Origin of the sequence: Trinickia violacea (assembly GCF_005280735.1) — a bacterium.
GTDB lineage: Bacteria > Pseudomonadota > Gammaproteobacteria > Burkholderiales > Burkholderiaceae > Trinickia_A > Trinickia_A violacea.
Genome location: NZ_CP040077.1, coordinates 687491 through 711706, shown reverse-complemented (window position 1 = coordinate 711706; position 24216 = coordinate 687491). Strand labels below are relative to the sequence as shown.

Below are 24216 nucleotides of genomic sequence, written 5' to 3'. Positions count from 1 at the left end.
GCTCGCAATGTGTCGGCCGGCCGAGCTCCCGTCAGCACGGGGCCTGGCAGACTTAGATGTGGCTATTTTCCGGTACCGCTCTGGTTGTTGTAACTACCTTCGTCACAGCCATAACTGGCCGGCGCGCTGATAGCCAGCGTCGCGCACGCGACAACAAGCAAGCAAAGGAATTTCTTCACGGTAACCTCCAAGCCGGTCAATGGCGGAGAGTAAAAGACAAGATACTCTTTCAATGGCTTCACATCCAGCACCGAAAGCCATCCTGCATAGCAGGACCGACAGAGAAAATTTCGTCGCCTAATGGCCGCCGGCGGGGGAACGAACTAGGTTCGCCGCCCATCGCCCAGGTTGTGTGGTGCGGTGCACCAGCTATCGCCACTCAGACCCGCCAAACCGCACTTTCCGCACTAAACTTTTTCTGTTGCTATTTTGCCTAAGCGTGTGCCGTTGCTGCGTTCTGCCACTAGAGTTAAAGTAGTTTGTGAAGCCATCGATGCAGCGCGGAAAAATGGCGTCGAGCATCGAACGCGGCTGCTGCGTGCGCGGCGCTTGCGCCGTATCCGGCGAATTGGCCGCGAACAAGTATCGGTGCGAGGGGGCGCAGATGAACAACACGAAGGTGCAGTCCCTACGGTGCCAAGTGGAAAAATGGCTCACCCCTACAACACAAGTGCACGTCACCGCATTCGGCCGCACCCACTTGGACGGAGGACGCTACGTATGCATTGAGACCCGGCAGCCGGCCGGGTCTCGCGCATTGTTCTTCTTTCGGCACGACGATGGTTGCTGGCGTGTGTTTCCGCCGGCGGCTGACGCGCGGAGGTTCCGCATGCGGCGCGAAATCACCTTTGCTGGCATCACTGACTAACCGCCACAACAAATCACTGCTATAGCCATGAACGTTGCAGGATTATGCAGATAACGTGGATTACTTGCAGACATGGCCGGCTGCCCTCGTATCGCGACCCGAAAACGGGAGTCGAATGCATTAGCCCAGACGCGGATGTATTTGCGAGAGCCGGTCGTATTCTCGAGCTAGAACTGCTGTTAGCCGCGCCGGTACGTGGGTTAGGGATTCCTCAAGCAGTGGAAGCGGTGCCCCATAGCGCCTCTCCAAGCGGACCGGCCACTGCACAAATGGTCTCCGTGTCACCGCCATGAAAAAGACATTCCCGCATCAACGATTCGAAGCTGTCGGAATTCCTGAGACACGACAGCACGTCTTCGAGAGTTTCGTCGGCGCGAATTCGCGGCGGGTAGCGTTCTTCGCATGCGAAAATGGTCGTGCTGTCGGCACGGCCAGTTCGAAGGGCGGGAGCGCATGGCGGGTTGACGATTCCGTTCTCGACCGGCACTTTTGCCCCGGCTGCGATGGCACGTGTGTGGGACAGGAAGTCCGCTGTAGCGAGTGGCTCAAGCGGCGCAATATGGAGAAGAGCGGGTGAGAATAGCTGGATGCGGTTTGCTGGTATTGGCATTTACTTCCTCCGCGTTCGCGGCCGACCACTACGTCGAAGTGTGGAATCCGCCAGAGGCACGCGGTGGATTGCATCAGGCTCGGACCACCCCGAAACAGGTGAAACGCCAGCATCCCGCACCCCATCTGGTCAAGACGCGGGCACATCAACCGGCGACCGCCAAAACGAAGCTGACTGCTAAGGCGCGCGCCGCACATGTCGGTGCGCCACGCGTCGCTCGGGACGTACCCGACGTCCCACGAGTCACCACTTCAGATGGAAACGTGCTCCGCGTCGGCGCCGATGGCAGCGCAGTAAGGGTCGCCCGCTGATGGAAGCGGAAAACTACAAGGGGTGCCGCATCTGGGGGCATGCCATCGCCGAGCAGAAAGACATCCTTCGGCCTGAGCGTTACGCCGCAAGCGGGACCATAACGCAACACAACGAGCTCGTCGAAGCCTCGGGCGTTCTCGGCTATTTCGAAACGGAAGAAGAGGCTCAGTTCGCGGGACTGCAATGGGCGCGCGCGTGGGTCGATAACCACCTGTGAAACGGGCGCCCGACGCTACCGCCGTACCGTATCACTATTTGGCGGCCACTTATCTGGCACAGAAATACAACGAATCGAACACGACGAGGACTTCCTGATGGCGATGGTTAACGCATACATTCCCCAGCCCACACAACTGATGTTTGAGACCGACGAAGGTCAACGGGTGGCTAGTGGATGCATTGAGTTTGGTGGTTGGAATCATCGCGAAAAGAGCTTGGCGCCTATCCATGTGGAGGCGCTATCGAGAATGCCGGGAGCGCCCGCGCTTACATGGGTGCTGGATAGTCTCGCAGCCGCGGCTGAGGCAGGACGGCTGGATGCTGACCGCTACATCGAACAGCTTTTTGCGAGCAAGAGCGACCTGCGCGATTTCCGACTGATGCTTCGCGATGCCGGAGCCGACGCTTGGGTAAATGACCGTCATCACAATGCAGTTCGAAAGCTTGGTAACGCGGAGTTCGACGTATCGACATACCCTGGTATGGCGAATATCTTCGACCCAGCGTAGTAGCGTTAGTCAGACTCGCCTGAAGTGTTGGAGCAGCGTGTTCGTGCTGCCGAAAGCACGTCCGGCATCACCACTTTCAATTGTGAACCGGCCCCTTGGAAGAGCGAGTCTATCGCCCGCAGGCGGTGGCAACGCCGCGCAGTGGAGCGCCTGCCTGTGCACTGAGCGCGGCGCAGCAGATACGAGCGTGAAGATATGGCAAACGTAGACAATCAGTCCGAGCCCTTGCTCACTCTTGCGGAATATCTCGAGCTGTCGCTCGACGAGGGCGGCCTGGTGATTCTCGCGCGAACCAGTGAGCAGTCCTTTACCGTATATATCGGCGACATGATGGACTCCCTGGGTGATATGAGGACCCGTGGGAACATTGCGGCTGCAACAGCACTCGCGATTCTCGAGCAGACAAGCCCCGGCTGGAATCAGATTGTCGTTGGCGGTCAGACATATCGGTTCATGCGCACCTACGCGCAGTTGGAAGAGATTCCGGCGACAGTCTTCACGCCGATATGATGCTGGCCACCGTCGCACAGCAAAGCCGGTCGCGTGTATCTCAACGCGCAGTGATAACCCGCACCCCTGTCTTCCGGAGAAAAAGCATGAACGTTGACATCGAGGTAGCCGCAGAGTCACTGCTCACCTTGGTTGCGTCACTTGCAGAGGTGCGGGAAATCGTTATCACGCAGGATGGTCATCCTGTTGCCAGGCTGATGCCCGTCGAGGCCCGCGCAACCAAGCGCATTGGAATAGCCAAGGGCTTATTTGAGGTGCCTGAAAGCATCGACACTAATAACATTGAGACGATAAGGTTGTTTCGGGGCGAGAGCGCCTCCTAGGAAAGGTCGTCCTTCGGCGCAGCGCCAGCATCTGCTATTCCCGTTTCGCCAAGTAGCGGTACTCGCGAGCAGCCCTGTTAACAGAAACTAAGCCGGGTGGTTACCTTCGATGGTAATGGTGAATAAAGAAGCAGTTGCCGGCATTGATATCGGCGGTGACCGGAAGGGGTGCCATCTCGTCGTTCTGCGCGGCACGCGCATCCTATGGAACCGCAGCTACAAAGTACCTGAGCAGATGCTCGAGAAGTGTCATGAGTTTGACGTCCGGGCGGTCGGAATAGACGCCCCATGCCGATGGGCGATGGCGGATAAAGGTCGACTCGCTGAAAAATACCTCGCGCGACGAGGCATCGTCTGCTTTGCAACACCAACACGAGAGCGGGCGGTGTCCAGTCCGAGCGGCTTCTACAACTGGATGTTGAGCGGTGAGCGAGTCTATGACGCGTTTGCCGCAACCTATCCACTTCTTACGGCCCAAAACTATTCGTAAGGGAACGTCAGTTTTGAAACGTTTCCGCATGCAATTACGTGTGCGGTCCGCGGCAAGGAAAACACTTCGGCGCGGAAAAAGCGAGTTCAGCGCCGACAAGTGCTCGAGAACGCGGGCATTGACACCACAGCTTTGAAGTCGATTGACGACATCGATGCCGCTCTTTGTGCATTGACCGCCGGATACCTGCTCGCACGCCAGACCGAGTCCTATGGCGATGCCGAGGGTGGACACATTTTTGTCCCTAGCCCCACTCGTCGCCAATACGTTAACGGGTGGTTAGCGACGATGTGAGCCGTCTCCAAACTGTTCGGCCAAGGCATCGCGAAAAGCCCTCTGGGTACCGGTCTCCAAGTCCCTGGTCCTCGTCACAGAGCACGAGATGAGCTAGCTCATTGCTAAAACCGTCGGCGCAGTTATCTATTGCTAGCCACCGAACCAGTGCATGCCGCTCGACATATTGCAGTATCTGTACCGCGCTTATACCGGCACGGATTCGGTTGCGTCGCGCTTTCGCGGAAAATGAAAGCCGCTGCCGGCCACCTCCCGCATCAACGCTTTCGCCGGTTCCGCCCATCTTCAAGGATGTGAGCGCCAACTTATCTCGAAATCAGCTCAGGGTGTTTGTCGCGGCTGGGAAGCCGCGCTCGACGTAACGACACTGCTTGGGATACCGAGCTCTTGGCGGCATACTGGAGCTATTGATATGCGGGGTAGGTCCATCGGAGAAGTCTGTCCGCTCCCCATTTTTGACTGGAGCTTCACCTCCATGAGGAGGGAAACATGGCCGCGCAGGGGGGCTGGTGCAGCAGATTGCAGCGCTGCTGATGAATCGACATGCGCGCGCCGGCCCTACCTCGCACATCGTCCCAACGGCTTCATAATTGAGTTCCGATTGTTTGAGACTAACCACCATGGAAGGGCACATGAAGACATCGCTCGTAGTTGTCGGCAGCATGTTGGCTATACGTGCCTTGGCCGCGCACGCTGCTGGTTCCGTTGAAACCCTACCGTCGGGCGTCAAAGTGGAAATTACGCAAGAGGGAACCGGTCCCCAGCCAAGCGCCACAGACGTGGTTAAGGTCCGCTATCGCGGGACACTTGCCGATGGGACGGAATTCGACAATTCGGCCAAGCATGGTGACGTGGCCACATTCCCGCTCAATCGGGTTATCCCGTGCTGGACCCAGGGCATGCAAAAGCTGAGGGTCGGCGGCAAGGCCAAGCTCACCTGCCCGCCAGAGACGGCGTACGGTAGCCGAGGCGTCGGACCGATTCCGCCGAATAGCACGCTGAATTTCGAGGTCGAACTCGTCGATATCGTCAAGTAGGGCCCTGCCGTGCGGTCGCCAACGGGTTCAAATTAGATGCACGAGCCGCCGACATCGCGGGGCGGAGAGCTATCGCTTTGTTCTGTTTGGGACCGGCAGCGCTCTCGACTACTACCCGCTCCACCACCCCGGCCGGGTAGTCATCCGGCCACTCCCTTGCCAGCAATTCCACCGCCTCTTGCATCGCCGCAACAATTGGCCCCTCTTGTCCTTCGTTTTCGGCATCTCCGTTCACATCTACGCACATAATGGCCACCTCATCAATGGTCAGGGCGATTTGGGTGTAGTGCCGGAAACCGGGCGAACTAACTCGGCCGGCTATCAACTTCCGATGACCGCGCGTCGTATTGACGGAGTGACCGTGGAGTTACAGATTCGCAATCAGGCATAGATTGCAAATTTGTAATTTGCGGGTCAGCAGAGCGTCAAGCTTGAAAGGCCACGATTGGGACATAGACTTGCAGACTAGCGCGGCGCCGCCCCTCCGGCCGGTGCCGCGTCTCGTGTTCCCAATCTAAGGAGAGATATCATGAAGCTCGAGCCAAGCAACCGAAGGGTAAGCATCGCCTTGGGGCTGGTCGGCTCGGGGTGCGCTCCACAGTCTGGTCGCAGGAGTTCCAACATGAAACTTGACGACGCCACTTTCCGGCTACTGCGCCGTCTGGCTCCGGTTCTCGATGACGTGCTCAACGCAGGAGAGGTCGAGCACGCAGACCAGGCCATGGACCTGTCTTCACTTGCTCAGTTGTGCTCACAGTTGTTTGACGCGTACCGCGACCACCACCCGGGCGAGATAGCGGAAGCGCGCCTCGACGCCCTCGAGTCGCAGTAACGCACTCCCTCTGGACTGGCGGGAGCGTCAGGTATCGCCGGTACAATCGAAGGACCTATCGCTTTGACCTCAGAACATGACCGCACGCCCATGCGTACAAGACGACTTTCTGCAGGCACTCCTAAAGGACAGGACCACCGTAAACGTGTTCCTCGTGAACGGCATCAGACTGACCGGTCAACTGGCCGGCTTTGACCAGTTTGCAGTTCTGCTTGAGTCTGGTCTAGGCGTGCAACTTGTTTTCAAACATGCCATTTCGACCGTGATGCCGGTCAATGGCAGGAGCCCGGCTCGCGACCCGACCGAGGCGCCGACGAGTCGCGACAACCCGAACCACTTGCGAGCTCGCGGTTGATGAGAACTGCCATGACATGCTGTCGCCTGCGCTTGACCTGCGCGTAGCCGTCAACCATACGGCGTTCATGTAACAGACGGAAAGTCGCCGAGCAGCGTCACCCACTAGAAAACGCGGCGACAGACGAGCCCCTTGTGCCTACAGCGGCTGGATGTTCGCAGCCTGCTTGCCCTTTGGTCCTTGCTTGACCTCGAAGCTCACCTTTTGCCCTTCCTGAAGAGTTTTGAATCCCTCTGCCTTTACTTCCGAAAAATGAGCAAACAGGTCTTCTCCGCCATCATCCGGCGTAATGAAGCCAAAGCCCTTTGCATCGTTGAACCACTTCACAGTACCGGTCGCCATAGTTGTGTCCAGAATTGAAACAGGCAGGTTTGTATAGTCGCCAACCGCTCGTGGTAGCGGTTCCCGCATGAAGCGGTGGTGAGCAATGCTATTGACGCACAGTTTCCGGCTGATATGAAAGCAGTGCGCGAACGTTCGCGTCCTCGTCGATTTCCGGCCGATATGCAAGCAGCGCGAGAACGTTCACGTCCTCATCGATTTCCGGCCAGAAAAGTTGCTGGCGGTCCATCGAGATGGCGAAGTGTTCGCGCTCTGCTGCCGTCGCTTGAAGACCTCGCATCCGTACTACGCCAATAGTCGGACTTCTGTTGAAGCAGCAAAGGGCCGATTGCACGACTAGCACGCCCCTCGTCCAATTTCGTGTCATCGGGATTCACAGACAGTCGCGGCTGGTCGAGGTCGACCAGAACGAGCAGCGTTGATTGCAAAAAAATCGCCGCTGCCGAAGTCGCGATGTAACTGCGATTCGTCTGATAGCCTTTGTCTCCACAGAAAACAGCGCGATATGCAGTGAGCTTCTCGTGCACGGCTGATGTAACGCTCGCAGCGCTCATCTGCCTACGCGGCGGGCCGCGAGCCGACCCGCGGCATCTGGACTACCAGTCTTCTCGAATCATGCGGTCCCTTCAGGCTGATAGCCGCTCAGTTGGACCGAGCCATCAAGCTATCCGGAAGACAGCAACCACTTCCCGAAGCCGCTGAGCCTGTTCATTCAACGCTGCCGCGGCAGCAGCGGCCTCTTCAACGAGCGCCGCGTTCTGTTGGGTTGCCCCATCCATTTCCGTGACCGAACGGTTGACCTCGGTAATTCCTTGGCTCTGTTCGCTGGACGCCGCAGCGATATCGGCCATGATGCCGGTCACCCTTTGCACGCCGGACACGATTTCCGACATCACCTCGCCGGTCTTGGAAACATGGCCCGCCCCCGTTTGGACGCGTCGTACCGTCGTATCAATCAGTTCCTTGATTTCCTTGGCTGCGGTTGCGCTTCGGTGAGCGAGAGTCCGAACTTCACTGGCGACGACGGCAAATCCTTTGCCCTGTTCGCCGGCCCGCGCGGCCTCCACAGCCGCATTGAGCGAGAGGATGTTGGTCTGGAACGAGATGCCCTCAATCGTCGAACTGATGTCGCCAATCTTCGCAGAGGCCTCTTCGATGCCTGCCATCGCCCCGACCACCTGTTCAACGGCTTGCTGCCCCTGTTGCGCCAGTGAAGCAGCATTGGTTACCAGCGTGTTCGCCGCACGCGCGTTGCCAGCCGTTTGCTCCACCGCCTCGGTTAGCTCATTCATGCGGCCTGCCGTACGCTCCAGCGACGATGAGGCCTGTTCAGTCCGTCCGGAAAGGTCTGAGTTACCCGCAGCAATCTGCGATGCACTACTGGATATGGTTTCCGCACTCTCGAGAAATTGCCGGATAACGTCCTCCAAACTCGCGCGCATCCTAGCCATGGCGAAAAGCAGGCTGCCTTGGTCACCAGCCTTGACTTTCACTTGAAACGCAAGGTCTCCGTCCGCAATCCGATTGGCGACCTTGGCCGCGAACGCCGGCTCGCCACCAAGACTTCTCTCGATATTGCGAATAATGAGAACCATCACAAGACTGGACACCAGCCCTGCCGCCAGTACAAAAGCCAGATGCCCAATCAGGATAGCCCTGTAGGCAGCTTCCACATCATCAACGTAAAGGCCGGCGGCAACAACCCAATCCCACCCAGGAACGAGCCGAAGTGCGGAAATCTTTTCGGTGATGTCTTGCGTGCCCGGCTTCTTGCTCCAGGCGCTGATATAACCGCGACCCTCGGTACGGGCGAGTGCCGTGAGGTCAGCATACGGATGATTGCCCTTCGCGTCGGTCATCCCGGACGCGTCTTTGCCAACAAGTTCAGGGCGCCCCGGATTGACGAGCGAAACCTGCGACATCGTGGCCGCATACACGTAGCCGTTGTTGCGATAGCGCAGCAGGTTCCATTGTGTAAGCGTCGCCTTCTGTGCGTCCTCAGGGGACATCTCGCCGTTAGCTGCCTTGGCCCTGTACGCGCCCGCGATATTGACGGCAACGTCCAGAATATTGTCCAGTGCAGCGAATCGTTCATCCAGCAAGCGGGTATGTGCGTCTATAGCACTGTATGTGCCCAACGATATCAACCCCAGCCAGACGAGTCCTAACGCAAGCCACAACTTGAACTTCAACGAAATATTGCTAAACATGAGCCCCCCGCGATATGCGTTCTTGTTGAATATGCTGTCCTATTGGAGCAGCACGATGTGCTTCGATTTGGCTTCGATGGAAGAATTGTGCACGCGCGCCCTCAACGTAATCGCAAATCGGCGCCGGTAATCGAAAGACTGACAATCCTCCACGAAACCAGCGAACACGCAGCTTGGGAGCAGGCTGCGTGACGGCGCAATGTCCCGGCAATTCACTTCCAATGCCGCGCTAGCGATACAAAGAACGAAAGCTGAAGTGTTAATGTAAAGCCTCCCAGTACCCGGCTGCAATCAAGTGCCACGTAGTGGCGAATTGCTTACCGCGATGAGAAGTCAATCGACCCCGCTCGATGTCAAAAGCCGTTCGGTAGAGTCGGTTGCAATATCACGCGAGTGTTTTTGGCGCGCAAACGATTGCGATGTTCAATATCGTGCGACACCGACTGTCGATTCACTCGTCGTCACGCTTGACTGACTCAACGCCATTGCGGAGGTTTGCATCTCGCTATAAAGTTTTAACAAACCACAGCCGATAAACCTGGTTCCGGGATAGCACAACGTCTCGTCTTACGCTTCATAAGAGACGCGACCGTTGCCAAGGACCTCGTCACAAGCGAGGCGACCGGCGTGAAATGAAAAAGAACCGAGAGTGAAAATGGGGAATCCGGCCACCCGACCATCGCCTAACACGAAAGCGTGCGTTGACGAGTCACGTTCCTCTGCGTGGTTTCCGGATATGTGGCACATGTTGCTCGCTCTCGTGGTGACAACTCTCACCTGCCTAGCCAGCGGGGCACTCAAGACCATGGCGGGCGAAATCGCGCCAATTTGGCTGACCAATGCGGTCCTGCTCACCCAGATGATGGTCGCGTCGCGTCGTCGACGATATTGGGTGCTGGTTGGCGGCGTATTAGGGAACCTTGTGGCGAACCTCTACGTCGGCGAGAGTCTCGGAGTGTCGTGTTCGTATTCTTCCTCCGATATCGTCGAGGTCCTGATTGCACTTGCCTTCGCGCCGCGCATCTCCACTGTTTCCGAATTGATTCGCCCGCAACCGCTCGCAAGATTTCTGGCTGGAGGCGTCCTGTTCGCACCGGTCGTATCCGGCCTCCTTGCGACGACGCTTCTGCGTGGGCAACTCGGCGGATACCTGCTGCCCAACCTCGCCAACTGGTTCGTCTCGGACGCCTTGAGTCTTGCTATTTTCACTCCGGCCGCTCTGGTTTTCTGGACGGGCGAAGTCGCCCATCTCCTGCGTGCTGACCAACGCAGGAAGACGGGTTTTCTGTTATTGCTGGTATTCATCGTGACCATGGGCGTCTTCGGGCAAAGCCGATTTCCCCTTCTTTACTGGGCGCTTCCACCAATTGTTCTGCTGGCATTTCAAGCTGACCTCGCCGGCGTGCTCGTCGGTCTACTCCTGTGTCTCGCTATAGCCGTGTCTTTCACTTTGCGAGGGACAGGACCGCTCTGGGTTTTCCCGTATGAGGCCATGCAGGGGCGCATCTTCGCCCTCCAACTCTTTCTGGTAGCCTCGCTCGGTATCGCCCTGCCAATCAGCGCCACTCAGGCACAGCGAAACCGACTCTTTGCAATGCTCCGAGAAGGTGAGCGACGGTACCGAGTGCTCGCTGAGAATGCCACGGATATCGTCATGAGCATGGGACTCGACGGTAGACTCAGCTACGTGTCACCACGGGTCAGCGCGTTGCTTAGTTACGCGCCGGCCGACCTTATCGGAACGCACTTTGCGGAGCTTGGTCTGCCCGAAGACTGCGATGCCCTCGCCGCCGCCATCGCAAGCGCGGTATCGGGCGGGACCGAAGTCTCTCAGACCAGTCGCCTCCGACGGTCGGATGGCAGCACCCTTTGGACGGAAACGCATATACGTTCAATCATCGACCCGCTTTCCGGCAAGCCTGAGGGACTCACGGCCACCGTTCGCGACATTACCGAACGCAAATTGACGGAGCAACAAATTGCCGACGAGCGCGCGGAACTGCAGGGGCTCGCCTTCCGGGACGGGTTGACGGGTCTCTTCAACCGGCGGCATTTCGACCGCGAGTTGGGGCGTCGTTGGCAACACGAATCGCGGACAGACAGGCGCGGATTTCTCGCGGTTATCATGGCCGATGTGGATGCCTACAAGAGCTATAACGATTGCTATGGTCACCAGCGGGGTGACGATTGCTTGCGCACAGTTGCGGCAGCAATTTTGTCTTCCGCTTCGCGCGTGACTGATACTGTAGCCCGGTATGGCGGAGAAGAGTTCGCGCTCATCCTTCCGGATACTGACGGCGAGGGTGCGCTGATTGTGGCCGAACGTATCCGACGGGCTGTAGAGTGCCTTGGCATTCCACACGAGGCGAGCAGTTCGGGCGTCGTCACGATTAGCGTCGGCGTCGCCGTAACGCAGAGCGGGCAAGATAGCGACCCTGCGATGCTCGTCGGAGCCGCCGACCGCGCACTGTATACTGCCAAACGCCAAGGCAGGAATTGCATATGCGTTGCAGACGTCGATGAGCGGGAGCCGACAGAGTCTGAATTGCGCGTCAAGCGAGGCTAATCATCGTCGACCGCAAACGGTACAGCGGTCAACTCTCCGCTACCGCAAACGCATGTAACCGGCCGCGCCTTCCTTGCAACGCACTGACGCATGCGAGGTTCGCGCCCCGAAGCCGCAGGACGTACCCCAGACCACGTGGTTTATCCTTGTCGCGCTGCCGTTCAGAACGGCAACAGCCGGGCGGGGATTTCGCGAACGAGCCAACCGAGTCCGCGAAATCCCCGCAATTGGCCCGCGCTCTAGCTGCCACGGTAAATATCGCACGACAGTCCGACTATGCAAGGCGGGACGTACTGGCTTCGCTCACCCGACTGAGTTCCAGGCATCGGCGCTCCACCGACGGCCGAGTCACGCGCCTTCGCATCCATCGGGGCCGCATGCTGCTGTGCCGACCACTGATTGCTCGTGGGCGACGGTGCCTGCTGTGCGTCCTGCGAATATGCGGCTACAGGTGCGGTCAGCAAGGCGACCACGCCTGCCGCTACCATCAATACGGCTTTCATGTCGATACCTCGATTAAGTTGGGCAATTTACGTCGATGCTTCGGCTCGGCCGGAAGGACATGACGAGCGCGATGCCACCACCCCGCAGCAGTGGCCACTGGACAAGAAACTGCGACGGTGCGCCCGACGCTCTTTGTTAGCTCAATTGCCGAAGTAAACATCGCACTGAGGCTTTGGCGTACAGGTCGTAGGGTTCATCTTGCCCGCTGCAGTTCTAGTCGACGGAGCCCCGCCGTAAGACGTGTCAGCGCCAGCTTGCGCAGGTGCTTCGGCGTTCTGCTGCATCGTTGGCTGTGCCGAAGGCGTTGCCTGTTGCGACGCGCCTTGCGCGTGGACCGTTCCTGCCGTCGCGACCAGGCATGCAGCGCCCGCCGCCAAAATCAGACGTGAATTCATCTCAGCTCCATAATTCATGCGCAAACCGCCTGGGACTTTTCGGGCTTATTGCTGGTTTGCAACTTCAGCTCCCAAAATGGCCACTCGGCGCTGACGCCAGTGCCGTTCAGATGAGCGAATGAAAAATCGGCCGCAGGCAGCGCTGTGCCGACAGCCGTTGGATGACTACATGGGCAATAACGCGGGGCTGGTACCGGGCGGGGCAGAACGGTGCGCAATGCATGCGCTGGTGACAGGACGTTGTACGTCCGCTGGCCAATAAGAGTCGTGCTGCCGTTATGTTATAGGCCGCAAAGGCACTGATTGACAGGACAATCCCGAGGCGACGAATCCAGCACGCCCCATGGCCAGGTTGTGTCGATACCTGCCTTTGGTCCCTGCTTCACTTCCTACGTGGCGTTCCCGTTTTCCTGTCGCGGCTCTGGCGCGACGACAAACTGTGCCGCTTTCGATAGGCCATTAACCATCCGCGTGAACGTTTGCGATAGCCCACGTTATTCACTGCGACAAATCCGCTACCAGCGTCGGCTGTCACCAGGATGCTCAACCATAAACTTGCGCTGCTGCGAACACAACGCCCGGCGGTTACGTCTTAACGCTTGCGTATTACGGGCCTCGCTGCAATACAAGCGCATCAACTTTTCCCACTCCTTCGAGGCAGAGTAGTAATCAATGAGGCCCTTTTGCTGCGCATGCCTCTCTTCATACGAATCATGGGCTTGGGCTAATTGCCCATGAGATTATTCACAGGCTTATCCGCCTTTTCGGTGCACAACCCGTCATACGTATTGCGCCTCGATACCATGCGCGCTCCGTGCGGCCATTTGCCGGCGCTTTGGCGGGTTTCACGCCGGCCGGGCGAGTCGCAAAACGCGCCCTTTGCCGCCCATGTCTCTCTTCGTGCGAGTCAAATGCTCGGGCTCACTGCCAGAGAGATTATCCACATTCGCGGATGGACTACAGCTATAGGAAAGGATGCGCACTCACCATCGCGCAGCATGTCTCTGGGCGGTCACCACCCGTTCCGTACGGCACATCAGCAGGCGGATTTCCTTGACGGCCTTGGCCAAAGCACCGGATTTGTAGTCCATAAGCCATGTTGCCGAGAGGTTGCAAGGTGAGTCGAAGGAAGCGGCGGAAAATTGGAATCCTTGCTTACCGGCGCGAGCCGGCTGCCCGTCAGGACTTCCCTGCTACTCGCTTGCATGCGGCTGCGACGCTCTGATGTTGTACAGCGTTGAGCGCGACACGCCGAAGTGTCGACTGATTTCCGCTATCGACATGTCCATCATCGCCAGTGCAGCCTTGCGCTGCTTCGGGTCCAAAGCCTGAGCCGGCCGCCGTTTCGGCCACGAGCTCTCGCGGGGCTTTCAAGCAATGTTCGAGTTCCGACCTGTCGGCCGTTTTGCCGCTCGCCTTGTCTTCGTGAATGCTGGATGCTCCCCCTTCCTGCAGCGCGTCTCGCTGCAGGTCGAGGGTCTGCTCGACCGTGTGACGTCCCGGTCGTGCGGACACCCAGTTTCTCATTCCAAGAGCCGCACTGACCCGTTCCCCTCATCCTCCACCAGCCCCCTCCGGGGAGGCTTTGTTTCGGCCAGCGCGTCGGAAGTGCCGGGACGTTCGACAAGAGTTGCCGGATGCGGCCACGCCGCGCCGGCCATCGCGAGGATTGGCGGGGCTTTCGACCGCTTTTCGTGCCATTGACCTGGCCGGACGAGTCGTACAGTTTTTTCCAGCGAGGTCGCCTCGTCACCAGCAACGAAGGCGCCGCCTGCAGATGGGAGCCAACCATGAGCACGAAGGTTGATATGGGTTTCCAGTTCGTCGCGCAGCAGCTGCGCAGTATCGCCAGCCTGATGGAGGTGGTCAGGAGCGGCATCGAGCAGCTGCAGCACAGGCGGTATGTCGCGGCCTATGCCTGCATCCTCGTCTCGATGCTGGACCGCACGCAATTGGCCCGGGAAGCCGGGCAGCTGCAGGGCATGGTGATGGCGAAGCCCGGCTCGCTGGCCCGGGAAGCCATTCTCAGGCGGCAAGCCCGAGCCCGCGCGACTCGCGAGCGCGACTCGGCCGTCGACCTCAGCGTGGTGCTCAGGTGCTGGCATTCGCAGCTGCTCGACCGTGTCATTGGTTATGTGGTCGGCGCGTTCGGCCCGGAAATCCTGGGACTGCTCAAGGATGCCGGCCTTGCGACTGCCTACGCGTTCTGGAATGCCGGCGCGCCGGACCGTGCGGTCTCCCCGCAAGAGTGGTCGCAGCGCAGGGCCGTCTGGCACCAGGCGCTCGACGGCCAGTCGGGAGAGGGCATCGAATTCTGTTACGACGCCGAGTCGATGGACCTGTCGTGTCCGTGGTCCGAACTGGCGCCCTACGTGCCGTCGCTCGAGTCCCGCGCCCGGGACGTCGTGGAGCCGACCATGTTCACGCGCTGGTACGCATCCCTGCCGCAGCAGGGCCCCGACAGCGCGCATATCTGGCAGCGGTACGCGGAGTTCCGGGCGCTTCTGAATGAGGACCCTGCGACGCGGGACGCGCTCGCCTCGGAGGTCGAGCGGCTCAAGCCGAAGCTGCTGACGGGCGGCGCCCTGGATGCGGCGCGCCGGCGCGAGCAGCTGGTACTGCTGCCGGTCCGGTTCGCGTGAGGCAGCAGTCACCCCACGCAAAGGGCGCAACGTCCTCATCTCGCGCGTAGCCAAAGGCCGGTGAGGCCGCCAACTTCTCAACTTCGACATCGAAAGCGAGAGAGCCATGCAAGCAATATTGGAGAGTTACGGACTCACCAGAGTGGGCCGTTGGGTCTCAAGCAACCACAAATCGGGTGCTCATCTCAGAAGTGAGTGTCCGTTTGGCATCAGTTACGAGTTGCATCAAGAATGGCTAACAAGGTGCAACGTGGTCTATGCGTTCGTGACCGACTGCTCTGTCGTGTATGTTGGCGAAACAGGCGCGGGCATGGTATTTCGCTTCAACGGTTTCCGTTATGGAAATCCGTATGGAAGGGATACGGACAATCGCGTAAAGCTGGGAATCACGCGAGCATTGATGAGCCGAGCCGAGGTACAGATATGGGTAGCCCAACCGGTTTCTCACTTGGTTCTGCCGACGGGCGAGGTTTTGGAAATGCCGGCAAGCAAACCACTTGAGGGACACCTCATTGCCCGACTTCGTCCCCCGCTAAATCGGCTGTAGGGCCCAATGTCTGACTGTTGGCTTCGAACCTTGCCGGGCAACCAGCCGGCCGGGCCAAAGCATGAGCGCCTTCGAGGTGGAACACGAGGCGACGTGGCAGTTCAATGAAGCCCAGGCTTTGGGGGGCTGCCGCTCTTTTCGGGAGCGAAAAACGACGAGCCGAGCGCTTGGCTCTGCGACATGTTTGCTAAATTTTTCATTGGTTTTGCCAACAAATCCGGTGTGAGTGCTAGTAGCGATACTGCGAAGGCGCAGCGAGACGGTAGACTTCTTGGAAATTGGAGCAAGGCGCGCAAGATGGACTTGGATGACAAACTGCAGCGCGCAGTCGACTGGCTTCGTGACGCCGACGGGCTCTTGATTACCGCCGGCGCCGGGATGGGCGTCGACTCCGGGTTGCCCGACTTTCGCGGCACGTAAGGCTTTTGGCGCGCGTATCCGGCGCTCAAGCTCGCCGGCATGACCTTCGAAGAGATTGCCTCGCCATGGGCGAGGCGACGCATGCCCACGCTTTGGTGGGGTTTCTATGGCCATCCGCAAGCGCAACTTCTCTTGTTGCCCGACGCTGACCACGATGGTTGGTTTGATTCGATGACGACCGAACTCTGGCAGAAGGCGCTGTGCTGGATGCAACGCTGAGGGGGTAATCGCCTGTTACCAATCTCGCACGACCGTTTCACCTGTGTCCGGACCCACCGCCTACACTCCAAGCCGTGTTCACCATGAATGCACTCAACGTGCAAGGAGTAGCAGAATGAACAAAAAGGTTCTTGGCGCGGTACTCGGGGTCACCATTCTTGCAGCATCGACTGCGGCGTCGGCTCATGTTGACGTAGGTATCGGCATTGGAGTGCCCGTCGGCGTCTATGCCCCGGCGGAACCGGTTTACGTCGCGCCTCCCCCTGTTGTGTATGCGCCAGCGCCTGTCGAAGTCGGCTACGGCGGCTACGACGACTGGCGCGCGCGGGAGTGGCGTGAACATGAATGGCGCCGTCATGAATGGCGAGAGCATGAGCGCGAGTGGCGCGACCGTGGCCGCTGGGGTGGGGATTGAAGCGCCAACAATAGGCGGCACATCCCGCGTATTCAAACTCCGACTTTCCTCGAATAAACATGAACCCAATCAAAATTGCCATTGCGGCCGCCGCGCTGGTCTTGGCCACAATCGGAACAGCAAACGCCGCCGGTTGCCTGAAAGGGGCGCTGGTCGGTGGCGTGGCTGGGCACTACGCCGGGCATCATGCGGTTGTCGGCGCGGTCGGTGGCTGCGTGGTCGGACACCACCTAGCGAAGAAACACGCCGAGGAGCAGGCGGCGCAGCGTCAGGTAACACCCACACGTCAGGAATAACCACGAGCCCGGCTGTACCTCGCCTGCATAACGACTAACACCGTGCGACCACCAGCGACGTACCCCCAGATTTTGTGGCAAGGCTGTGGACGACCCGCGGACACGCATCGTAGGTGCTTGATGCACCACGGGTATACCGCGCAGTCAGCAGCGTAGGCAGAAAGCCACGCACCAGCTCCCACAGGCCGGCCAGCTTTTCACCGTGGAGTCTGAAAACGAGCTTGCCCGCTTTCATCCCATCGTGCGGGTCACCGACCGGCTCCCACGTACCGTGGTCCCACACGATTACCGTGCCGGCCATACTGCTTCGGAGGAATCGTGCCTTCAAAGCTCGCGTAGTCGACCGGATGGTCTTCGACGTGAATCGCCATCCGCTTCTCCTTCGGGTCGTAGCAGGGACCTTTCGGAACGGCCCAGGACAGCAGGACTCCATCCAGTTCGAGTCGGAAGTCATAGTGCAGTCGGCCAGCCCAATGCTTTTGCACCACGAATGCCCGATGCTCGCCAATGGGCGATTCGGGTTCGGTCGCTGGCGCCGGCTCTGGCGTGAGATTGAAATCACGCTTGTCCCGGTAGCGAAACAATGGCGGGAGTGTCCGGTCGGAAGTGGTGGCCATGGTCCCAGTGTAACGCCGTGCGTGCTCGACGGTCGGCGACGGCGTTGCGCCGCGAGTTCGTCTGACGCTCAGCAAACAGCGTGATTCGGTGTAAGGCTTTCGTGCACTGCTGACGCAACGCTCGCATCGCTCATCTACCGACGCAGCGGGCCGAGTGCAATTCGTTGAACAGCACCGCAAGTCGGCTTCGATTCGCCAAATCACATCGCGCCCCCCAACGCTACACTCGCGTCTATCGAGCTACGCTGCTGAGCCCACTCACAGCCCGCACGGTGCCGTATGGGTGTCGTTCCTAGATTTGCTGGAGCGGAACATGAAGACTATGCGTGACATGTCGCTTCGCTGCCAGGTCGAAAAATGGCTCGCACCCGCTCCCGCAGCAACCGTTCACGTGACCGATTTCGGCCGGACGCGTTGGAGCGGAACACGTTATGCCTGCGTCGAGACATCATCATGGGGTGGCACGCGCGCACTGTTCTTCTTTCGCCACCATGACGGTACGTGGTGGGTGTTTCCCCCTGCCGCCAACAGTCGGAAGTTGACAGCAGAACGCATTGGCGTGTGAAGGTGCTGCGCCAAGCGGGCAGCCGCCGCCGAGACTCTCCCCAAAATCGGTTCCCAAGATTGGCGCTTCGATGAGTTCCAAATGCTCGCCTGCCTACTCGTCAACCTTGAAGCTGCGTCGCTGCGAGAACAAGTCGTCGCCGTCGATGCGCTGCTCGAGTTCCTGGATATCCGCCTGAGTGACGCCGCAGGCGATGAAATGTTGTTTCCAGCCATCCACCACCGCGATGACCCTCAACACTTCGGCCGCTGCCTCAGCGGATGAGAGTCCGAACAGGTTGCATTGAGACATCGCGTTGGCGAGCGTCGCCTCGCGACCATCGTCGCCGATGCCGAATTCGTGTCTGCCTTGCCCTGAGTTCGTGGGAACCACGTCATAGGCAGGGGTCACGCTAAGCCGGTTTACGCGTCTTTCCGCAACGTCCTCACCCGCTTTGGGTGTGACAAAGAGGGAATGATTTTTTTCATGGTCGTCGGTGTTATCGACCAGAATGTTGAAGACCATTCGACGAAACAGTTCGGCCATCTCGCGTAGATTTCTGTCTTCGGTGACAGGGCCCAATCGACGCAGGAGTTGGGCTAGCGCAGGGTAGCTTAGGTCAGGCTGCGTGTCAGGCGCCGCCGCTTTCAAGGCCGTTCCGGCCGAAATGCAGTGGATTCGCGCAGTACCTTTGCGGTCAAATCGCCACACAGCGATGGCATTTTCGCCAATCAGCGGTATGACCTGCGTTTCGGCGACAGTGATGTCTGCTTTTGCACAAAGCGTCATTGTGGCGTGCTCGACAAGCGGCACATCAATAGGCTCGTTGTTGAAAAACTTGATGAGCCATTGCTCGCCGCCGATTTCAATCAGTGCCTTGGGTTTTGCTCCGCCAAAGCTACCTCCCGCTGTGACCAGCTTGCGTTCGATATCCGAGATTGCTTCTTTCGCGTTTATCTTCGCGACAATTTCACTCAGGAGCTGCGCGCTTTGAAGCCCCGGAAGTGGCCCGACCCGTCGGGGTAGGTATTCTGTTGCAGACGTGGAGACGGACATGGCACCAAAGCGCTCATCACCGGCAAAATACAGGTACTCCATCAGGGACAAACGACTAGGCCGGTCAATAAACTGAAGTACGCGTTCGCCCCATTGGTCCGGATGCGCATCGTCGAGCGCGCCGACTGCCGTGCCTTTGTCGCGCGGCAGATACTCCATGTCAACGAGCGGCAGGTCCTCGCTTAGCGGAAATCCGTGCTCCAGCCAGGGCTGCGCATACCGCAGCGAGACCCCATTGTTGACGAATCTGAGTGTTCCGACCAGGCGTGGCAAGGTCGGGGCCTCGAGCATCCAGAGGAATAACTCGTCAAATCGCGTAGCAGCCGTATTTGGCACACTTACCTCACCAGTCTTCACGCTTCGCTTCCCTGAGCAAAGCGTCATCGCCGTACGGATAAATACGTCACATCGCCGACAAAAGGTCATGCGCCAGGTACTGACCTGCGTGCAAGTAGACGGTGGTATTAGTCGCCGCGAGGGGGATTGGCATCAAGGGGCTTCCGAAACATGGATAGCCCGCGTATGCCGCAAGAAAGACTGGCCGTCGAACGGCGAAGCCGGTCCGGACCTTTCGCCGGCCTTTAGCGCCCTCTGCAGCCTATCTGCATCTGCCTCGTTGTCGGCAATCCTCAGGGCGACACGAAACCGCTTTGCCCGGCGCGTTGACTGCAGTAGCGATTTGTCGCCAAGCGAACCACGACGACCGACAATAAAAAGATATCTCGCAATTGGTGACATGCCCGATGGCAGTCGTCGAAGAAGCTTCCCTACACGGTGCCGGTCCAGTGACCTGTCCGCAAGAGCAGCAGGCAGATATTGTTTCTTGCCAACAACAACGGAAAATACCTCGCGTCGCCGCCAGAGCTGCAGCAGACGGCTGCGCGAGATGCCCGACCTCCGACAAAACAGCCTTGGCGACAAAAGCTCTCCACGGCGTACCAACTGGCGCCGCCTTCGACGTCCGCGCCATTCGGAGTTCTGCCGCAAAACGCGGTCAGTTGATGTCATACGCTCCCGCCTCTTGCTGCACACACGCCATCTCGCGTAGCGCTTTGAGCCCAATACGCTGGTGCATGCGGTGGTACCTCTCCACTGTTCCTCGCAATGCAAACTTCCGGCCGCGTCGCACGATGACCGGACGCAGTACGTGCTTGCGCATCAATTTCTTGCGCACATAGCCTCGCGATACGTTCAGCAACCGCGCGACGTCTGCCACCGAAAGCCAATCACCCTGCTTGCACGTGCATCTCATATAATTTCGCTCTGAGTTCGTCGAGTAGATGCGGTGAGCTGATAAGACGGCGCCGGTCAAGCGACCTGTTAGCGAGGACTGCGGGATAGAGCCGCCTGCCGCCAACTTGCGCTGCGAATACAGTGCCTTTCCGCTCGTCTTGGACGAGTTTCGCGTGGGAAATTCCTCTTTTCCGGCAGAACGCGTTGCGCGACAGAAACACGCCCATGAGCGCGAGCTTTCAGCGTGCACGGCAGGCGCATCGTTCGACATCCCGCCAGGCAGTGATACGCATGAAGGTTACTCGTACCACTTTGCGTCCACGGCTGCCCAGACCGATGGCAAGGCATCAGCGGATACGGCGATGTCGATGGGCGTGGGGAAGTGCCTAAGCAACGACGATGCGCGGCGGCGCAGCGTATCTGCATCAATGTGTTCACCAGCAGCCAACTTCCTGAGCAAGTCGCGCGAGCGAAGTACTGCTTGGGTGCGTTCGTAAGGGACGGTCATTCTCGCTCCCTGTGCATCGCCGCCAGTTTCGCTTGCAATTCTGCAAGCACGCGGGGCTCGCTGATACCGAGCATCTCGTCGGTGCGCACCAAGTTGTCTCGGCACCACGAAGGCCATCCCTCATCGTCATCATCTAGCGCGAGCCACGCAGACGGTTTTCGGCGCAGAACGTCCTGCCATATCTGCATACCTCTCGGTGTTTCGCCGAATGCAGTCCGGTCCATTCGTGAGTGATACGTGGCGCCAATCACTCTTGACCGCAGAGCCGGCGTCAGCCGACGCGACACCCGAGCGATGCTTCCTCGGTACCGGCGAACCCAGCTCGTTGAAAGCACGATGCGCACTTGCGGGTATGGCTCCAACACGCTTTCCAGCAACTCGATGTGCTCGAACAGCACGTGGCCGGGTGCGTCGGCCAAAACCGGCCCGCGTTTGTAGTAAAAATAGACGGATTGAGGATGCAAAACACCGTCAAAGTCAAGCATGAGGACTACGCCGCCAGTCCGCCGCGGTGGTGGTAAGGACAGCATTGTTCTCGGTAGTCCTGTCGGCATTTAACCTTGCAAAAAGTGAAACCAATCATGCGCGTACGCGCAGCCCCGAGGCTCCGCGTCCTCTGCTATCAATGGACACGCACTGCCTTCGCGCCTCTGCGCAAAATGCGTCCGGGCAGGCTCGGGTATTTCGCGAAGTCGCACATATTGAGTGCCATCGACTGTTGTGTGCAGAGGAACATCCGGCAGCGTCGGACGCGGTGGCAGTTCGTCGGCATTGCCACCAAGCGCCGTTGCGATACTGCGCGCAACAAGGTCCCAAACCGACGCGCTCCATCTCGGGTACGCGCGTACGTGTCCCGTGCCGGCGGTGCCAACGCCGACTTCGGAGAGTCTGACTTTGTAGTCCGCGTGCGCGCCATCTGCTACTCGGCCGATGTCCGCTGTCGCTATTACGCGGCGACCACTTTCTCGGCCGTTTGGCCACAGCTCAACCGTTACCTTTAGCATGCCTGTCTTTCCCAGTTCGAAAACGCCATAACGTTCAATCACGAAAGCATGGAAACGGTCTTTGCGTGTACGCGCTCAGCGAGCTTGCAAGCATCTTTCACCGTAACGCTGGGTAGCGAAGGATTTGCATCCGTAGCCCAATCGGCGAGCAGTTTGACCGCTTGGCGGTCGTCGTTCGATGCGTTCATTGCTGACAGGGCAACCGTCACCACATCGTTGCTTGGATGCTCCATGCCCGCTACGCTCAGCCCATGCGTGTCGGCGATTTCGCAGCAGCAAAAATAGACCGATTCGAAGGTGCATCGGACCCGCGTGTGGTTCGAAAGCTGTCTATTGTGTGCATCACGCAAATACGCTGTGCTTAGAGCAAGGCGAGGCCGCTCCTTTTCAATCCGCGGGCGGCGGCCGCGTATTAGCTGACCGAGCAACCACCCTACCAGCGCAAATCCCACGGGGATGTAGAGCATCGGTGCTAGCCGCTCGAGCATATGTCTGCTCCCGAAAGGGAAGTGGTCCATGTGCTCAAGGACTCCTTCCTGTTCGGTGCCCGTTGGAGCACATCGCCATGGAGGCGACAGTGCGTTCTTGCCGCTCAGCGCTACCAGTCGAGGAACTGTGCCCAGTTCCAGTCCGTAGCCAGCGCGCCTGGGTTCTTCTCCTGGGATTCCGGCCCCTTGCTTCGACCGTACTGCTTTACTAGCGACAGGTAGCGGCCCATGAGAATGTCGCCTTCGCTTTTCACATGTGCATCGAACAGCGGTGTTCCCGCCTTAAGTGCCGGCATGTCTTCCGCGTCCACATCGTCCAAGGTAAGTAGCGCACCTTCCGCGACCGCACGAGCTTCAATCGGATGGAGATTTGTCTTCCGGATTAGCTCGTCTTCAATCTGGACGAGAGCCTTAATCCGACCATCTGAGGGCAAGGTCGAGAGACGGTGGAAGGTTCTGGCGATGAGCCAGCGAATTAGGTCGATGCGCCACTCTATTTCACCCGGCATCTCGTGCGGGGAGAGACGGTACTTTTCGCCGTCGATATCGACGGTGATATAGGCGCCCACGCGAGACATCCTTGTTCGCGTGGTGGCAGGCGCGTAATTTAGACACACGGGTTCCATCCAGCTCTCCGTTTCAGATTCGTGGAGTCTTCGATTTGCTTGACCTCTCCGCTGGCAAGCGGGGAAGCACTTTCCGAATTCGTTTCGCCCCTTCCATTGACTCGCTGAGCTTGTCGCGCAGCAGGACACAGCAAAACTTTCAGTCAACTTTTGAGGGGCATCGAGTACCTCAAGACACGGCCCCGAGAACTGAAATACGTCTTTTACGACACATTTTAATCTTTTGCGCTCTGTACGCAAGTACCTTTTGACGGAAAACTGTGCGCACCACAGAATCTTCTAAAAAATTGCATGTTGTTAAGGAAGGCCTTCGGCCTCTCAGTAAGCTCGGAACGCAAGGCGAGAAATTTGACGCAAGCGGAGCTCGCCGAGTTGGCTAACGTTCACTTGTCCGCCTTGAGCGCACTTGAGCGCGGCTTACGGCCTGCCAACATGGATACTATGGAGACTGTGTCGAAAGCTCTCGGAGTTCCGCTATCTATTCTGTTTCGCCGAGCCGAAGACCTGCTGGAGACCAATCCCAGCCGCTAGTCCGACCGCGTCCCGCCGTCGCATTGGCAAGACACACGAAATGGTTTCCTTTTCAACGGACAGTGGGTCCATTAACTTAGGTTTTGCACCACGGGCGACCGACAGTTGTCGTCACTCGTCGTGAGTGGTGGCGTTCGTGCGTTGGGGCGCCGGTAGCTGGCTTCCTTGATAACTAGGCGTTCGAGGTCGCAAGCCAGGCCTCGACAACGTCCTGGCGCCAGCGAAAGAGTTCGCGGTCGTATAGTTGCGCGCGCGGTGGAAGCAACCAGGGGCGATGTTTTGCTCGCAAGCGGACGGTGCGGACCGACAGGCCGAGGAGTTTGCCGAGGTCGTTGGCGTCGAGGAAAGTGTGGCCGGCATGATATCTGATTGAAGTCATCCGCCGTATAGCACTTGGTTCAAACGCTAAAGCTCTTCTCTCGCCAAAGTCATCACAAAGCCAACCATCCCCGTAATTGAAGGCCATTACGCGAGGCTGTTTTCAGCTTACACACCAGCATAGAGTTTCGGAGACATCAAACGACGGTTATGCCCGCGCAGCGGGTCAAGTTTCCGTCGGCTAAATCGAGCGCGCGGCAGTAATACACGCGGCATCGCGAGTTCTCAATAGACATCTCCTGTCATTGCCGGTCTGCGGCTCCTTCTCACAATCCTTTGTAGCTACCATCGCCGCACTCAATGCTGTCCTGGATTG

General features: G+C 58.7%; 27 protein-coding genes and 4 pseudogenes. 16 read left to right on the top strand and 15 right to left on the bottom strand.

Annotation, left to right across the window (positions count from 1 at the left end):
- Window positions 1-62 precede the first annotated feature (62 nt).
- Complete coding sequence (locus FAZ95_RS03170; protein WP_137331119.1) at window positions 63-251, bottom strand: hypothetical protein; 189 nt, start codon at window positions 249-251, stop codon at window positions 63-65.
- Window positions 252-604: 353 nt separating this feature from the next.
- Between FAZ95_RS03170 and FAZ95_RS39885 the strand changes: the two genes are divergently transcribed.
- Complete coding sequence (locus FAZ95_RS39885) at window positions 605-868, top strand: hypothetical protein (protein WP_137334399.1); 264 nt, start codon at window positions 605-607, stop codon at window positions 866-868.
- Window positions 869-1079: 211 nt separating this feature from the next.
- On the opposite strand, the gene FAZ95_RS03160 is transcribed toward FAZ95_RS39885, so the two are convergent.
- Window positions 1080-1478 carry an ADP-ribosylglycohydrolase family protein gene (locus tag FAZ95_RS03160; protein WP_137331118.1) on the bottom strand — a complete coding sequence of 133 codons (399 nt, stop codon included), beginning with the start codon at window positions 1476-1478 and terminating at the stop codon, window positions 1080-1082.
- Window positions 1479-1788: 310 nt separating this feature from the next.
- Here FAZ95_RS03160 and FAZ95_RS03150 point away from each other — a divergent pair, with 310 nt between their 5' ends.
- The 8 genes and pseudogenes from FAZ95_RS03150 to FAZ95_RS03115 all read left to right on the top strand — a co-directional run bounded on the left by FAZ95_RS03150 (window position 1789) and on the right by FAZ95_RS03115 (window position 6359).
- On the top strand, window positions 1789-2007 hold the full coding sequence (locus tag FAZ95_RS03150) for a hypothetical protein (RefSeq protein WP_137331116.1): 219 nt from the start codon (window positions 1789-1791) through the stop codon (window positions 2005-2007).
- A gap of 97 nt (window positions 2008-2104) precedes the next feature.
- On the top strand, window positions 2105-2518 hold the full coding sequence (locus tag FAZ95_RS03145) for a hypothetical protein (protein WP_137331115.1): 414 nt from the start codon (window positions 2105-2107) through the stop codon (window positions 2516-2518).
- Window positions 2519-2713: 195 nt separating this feature from the next.
- Complete coding sequence (locus tag FAZ95_RS03140) at window positions 2714-3028, top strand: hypothetical protein (RefSeq protein WP_137331114.1); 315 nt, start codon at window positions 2714-2716, stop codon at window positions 3026-3028.
- A gap of 86 nt (window positions 3029-3114) precedes the next feature.
- A complete protein-coding gene (locus tag FAZ95_RS03135; RefSeq protein WP_137331113.1) occupies window positions 3115-3351 on the top strand; it encodes a type II toxin-antitoxin system Phd/YefM family antitoxin in 237 nt (78 codons plus the stop codon).
- 109 nt (window positions 3352-3460) lie between these two features.
- Window positions 3461-4135: pseudogene (locus tag FAZ95_RS03130) on the top strand (DUF429 domain-containing protein).
- 632 nt (window positions 4136-4767) lie between these two features.
- Window positions 4768-5172 (top strand): FKBP-type peptidyl-prolyl cis-trans isomerase, encoded by a 405-nt coding sequence (locus FAZ95_RS03125; protein ID WP_137331112.1) that lies wholly within the window; start codon window positions 4768-4770, stop codon window positions 5170-5172.
- 622 nt (window positions 5173-5794) lie between these two features.
- Window positions 5795-6004, top strand: a complete 210-nt coding sequence (locus FAZ95_RS03120; protein WP_137331111.1) for a hypothetical protein — start codon at window positions 5795-5797, stop codon at window positions 6002-6004.
- Between the two features lie 145 nt (window positions 6005-6149).
- Complete coding sequence (locus FAZ95_RS03115; RefSeq protein WP_367872044.1) at window positions 6150-6359, top strand: RNA chaperone Hfq; 210 nt, start codon at window positions 6150-6152, stop codon at window positions 6357-6359.
- A gap of 138 nt (window positions 6360-6497) precedes the next feature.
- Here FAZ95_RS03115 and FAZ95_RS03110 read toward each other — a convergent pair whose 3' ends face one another.
- The 3 genes from FAZ95_RS03110 to FAZ95_RS03100 form a co-directional block, all read right to left on the bottom strand.
- Entirely contained in the window at window positions 6498-6701 is a 204-nt protein-coding gene (locus tag FAZ95_RS03110) for a cold-shock protein (protein ID WP_137331109.1), read from the bottom strand.
- 88 nt (window positions 6702-6789) lie between these two features.
- Window positions 6790-6996 carry a DUF2442 domain-containing protein gene (locus FAZ95_RS39875; RefSeq protein WP_367872596.1) on the bottom strand — a complete coding sequence of 69 codons (207 nt, stop codon included), beginning with the start codon at window positions 6994-6996 and terminating at the stop codon, window positions 6790-6792.
- 364 nt (window positions 6997-7360) lie between these two features.
- Complete coding sequence (locus FAZ95_RS03100; RefSeq protein ID WP_137331108.1) at window positions 7361-8911, bottom strand: methyl-accepting chemotaxis protein; 1551 nt, start codon at window positions 8909-8911, stop codon at window positions 7361-7363.
- A gap of 745 nt (window positions 8912-9656) precedes the next feature.
- Between FAZ95_RS03100 and FAZ95_RS03095 the strand changes: the two genes are divergently transcribed.
- Complete coding sequence (locus tag FAZ95_RS03095; protein WP_175425508.1) at window positions 9657-11477, top strand: bifunctional diguanylate cyclase/phosphodiesterase; 1821 nt, start codon at window positions 9657-9659, stop codon at window positions 11475-11477.
- A 2092-nt stretch (window positions 11478-13569) separates the two neighbouring features.
- Here FAZ95_RS03095 and FAZ95_RS39870 read toward each other — a convergent pair.
- Together FAZ95_RS39870 and FAZ95_RS40845 are read right to left on the bottom strand one after the other, a co-directional pair.
- Window positions 13570-13659, bottom strand: coding sequence for a helix-turn-helix domain-containing protein (locus FAZ95_RS39870; protein WP_254699881.1), 90 nt, complete (start codon window positions 13657-13659; stop codon window positions 13570-13572).
- Window positions 13660-13792: 133 nt separating this feature from the next.
- Window positions 13793-13903: pseudogene (locus tag FAZ95_RS40845) on the bottom strand (hypothetical protein); the annotation flags it as partial.
- A gap of 263 nt (window positions 13904-14166) precedes the next feature.
- On the opposite strand from FAZ95_RS40845, the gene FAZ95_RS03085 reads away from it, so the two are divergent.
- The 4 genes and pseudogenes from FAZ95_RS03085 (at window position 14167) to FAZ95_RS03070 (ending at window position 16915) form a co-directional block, all read left to right on the top strand.
- Window positions 14167-15018 carry a hypothetical protein gene (locus FAZ95_RS03085; protein WP_137331106.1) on the top strand — a complete coding sequence of 284 codons (852 nt, stop codon included), beginning with the start codon at window positions 14167-14169 and terminating at the stop codon, window positions 15016-15018.
- Between the two features lie 844 nt (window positions 15019-15862).
- Window positions 15863-16099: pseudogene (locus FAZ95_RS03080) on the top strand (NAD-dependent deacetylase); the annotation flags it as partial.
- A 220-nt stretch (window positions 16100-16319) separates the two neighbouring features.
- Complete coding sequence (locus tag FAZ95_RS03075; protein ID WP_137331105.1) at window positions 16320-16619, top strand: hypothetical protein; 300 nt, start codon at window positions 16320-16322, stop codon at window positions 16617-16619.
- Between the two features lie 59 nt (window positions 16620-16678).
- Window positions 16679-16915: a hypothetical protein gene (locus FAZ95_RS03070; protein ID WP_137331104.1), complete on the top strand. Its 237-nt coding sequence runs from the start codon at window positions 16679-16681 to the stop codon at window positions 16913-16915.
- Between the two features lie 166 nt (window positions 16916-17081).
- Here FAZ95_RS03070 and FAZ95_RS03065 read toward each other — a convergent pair.
- Window positions 17082-17532, bottom strand: a pseudogene (locus tag FAZ95_RS03065) (DNA polymerase ligase N-terminal domain-containing protein); the annotation flags it as partial.
- Between the two features lie 313 nt (window positions 17533-17845).
- Between FAZ95_RS03065 and FAZ95_RS03060 the strand changes: the two are divergent.
- The gene (locus tag FAZ95_RS03060) at window positions 17846-18097 is read left to right on the top strand and encodes a hypothetical protein (RefSeq protein WP_137331103.1); all 252 of its coding nucleotides are present in this window, start codon (window positions 17846-17848) and stop codon (window positions 18095-18097) included.
- Window positions 18098-18190: 93 nt separating this feature from the next.
- Here FAZ95_RS03060 and FAZ95_RS03055 read toward each other — a convergent pair whose 3' ends face one another.
- The 7 genes from FAZ95_RS03055 to FAZ95_RS03025 all read right to left on the bottom strand — a co-directional run bounded on the left by FAZ95_RS03055 (window position 18191) and on the right by FAZ95_RS03025 (window position 22934).
- Window positions 18191-19489, bottom strand: a complete 1299-nt coding sequence (locus FAZ95_RS03055; RefSeq protein ID WP_254699793.1) for a type II toxin-antitoxin system HipA family toxin — start codon at window positions 19487-19489, stop codon at window positions 18191-18193.
- A 132-nt stretch (window positions 19490-19621) separates the two neighbouring features.
- The gene (locus FAZ95_RS40630; RefSeq protein WP_367872593.1) at window positions 19622-19870 is read right to left on the bottom strand and encodes a type II toxin-antitoxin system ParD family antitoxin; all 249 of its coding nucleotides are present in this window, start codon (window positions 19868-19870) and stop codon (window positions 19622-19624) included.
- A 256-nt stretch (window positions 19871-20126) separates the two neighbouring features.
- The gene (locus FAZ95_RS40625; RefSeq protein ID WP_367872591.1) at window positions 20127-20384 is read right to left on the bottom strand and encodes a helix-turn-helix domain-containing protein; all 258 of its coding nucleotides are present in this window, start codon (window positions 20382-20384) and stop codon (window positions 20127-20129) included.
- A gap of 279 nt (window positions 20385-20663) precedes the next feature.
- A complete protein-coding gene (locus tag FAZ95_RS03045; RefSeq protein WP_137331100.1) occupies window positions 20664-20873 on the bottom strand; it encodes a BPSL0761 family protein in 210 nt (69 codons plus the stop codon).
- The gene (locus FAZ95_RS03040) at window positions 20870-21358 is read right to left on the bottom strand and encodes an HAD domain-containing protein (RefSeq protein ID WP_254699792.1); all 489 of its coding nucleotides are present in this window, start codon (window positions 21356-21358) and stop codon (window positions 20870-20872) included. Before FAZ95_RS03040 ends, FAZ95_RS03045 begins: the two co-directional genes overlap by 4 nt.
- A 557-nt stretch (window positions 21359-21915) precedes the next feature.
- Window positions 21916-22395, bottom strand: coding sequence for a hypothetical protein (locus tag FAZ95_RS03030; protein WP_175425507.1), 480 nt, complete (start codon window positions 22393-22395; stop codon window positions 21916-21918).
- A gap of 80 nt (window positions 22396-22475) precedes the next feature.
- The gene (locus FAZ95_RS03025; RefSeq protein ID WP_137331097.1) at window positions 22476-22934 is read right to left on the bottom strand and encodes a hypothetical protein; all 459 of its coding nucleotides are present in this window, start codon (window positions 22932-22934) and stop codon (window positions 22476-22478) included.
- A 348-nt stretch (window positions 22935-23282) separates the two neighbouring features.
- Here FAZ95_RS03025 and FAZ95_RS40620 point away from each other — a divergent pair, with 348 nt between their 5' ends.
- A complete protein-coding gene (locus FAZ95_RS40620) occupies window positions 23283-23522 on the top strand; it encodes a helix-turn-helix domain-containing protein (protein WP_137331096.1) in 240 nt (79 codons plus the stop codon).
- Window positions 23523-24216: the final 694 nt, after the last annotated feature.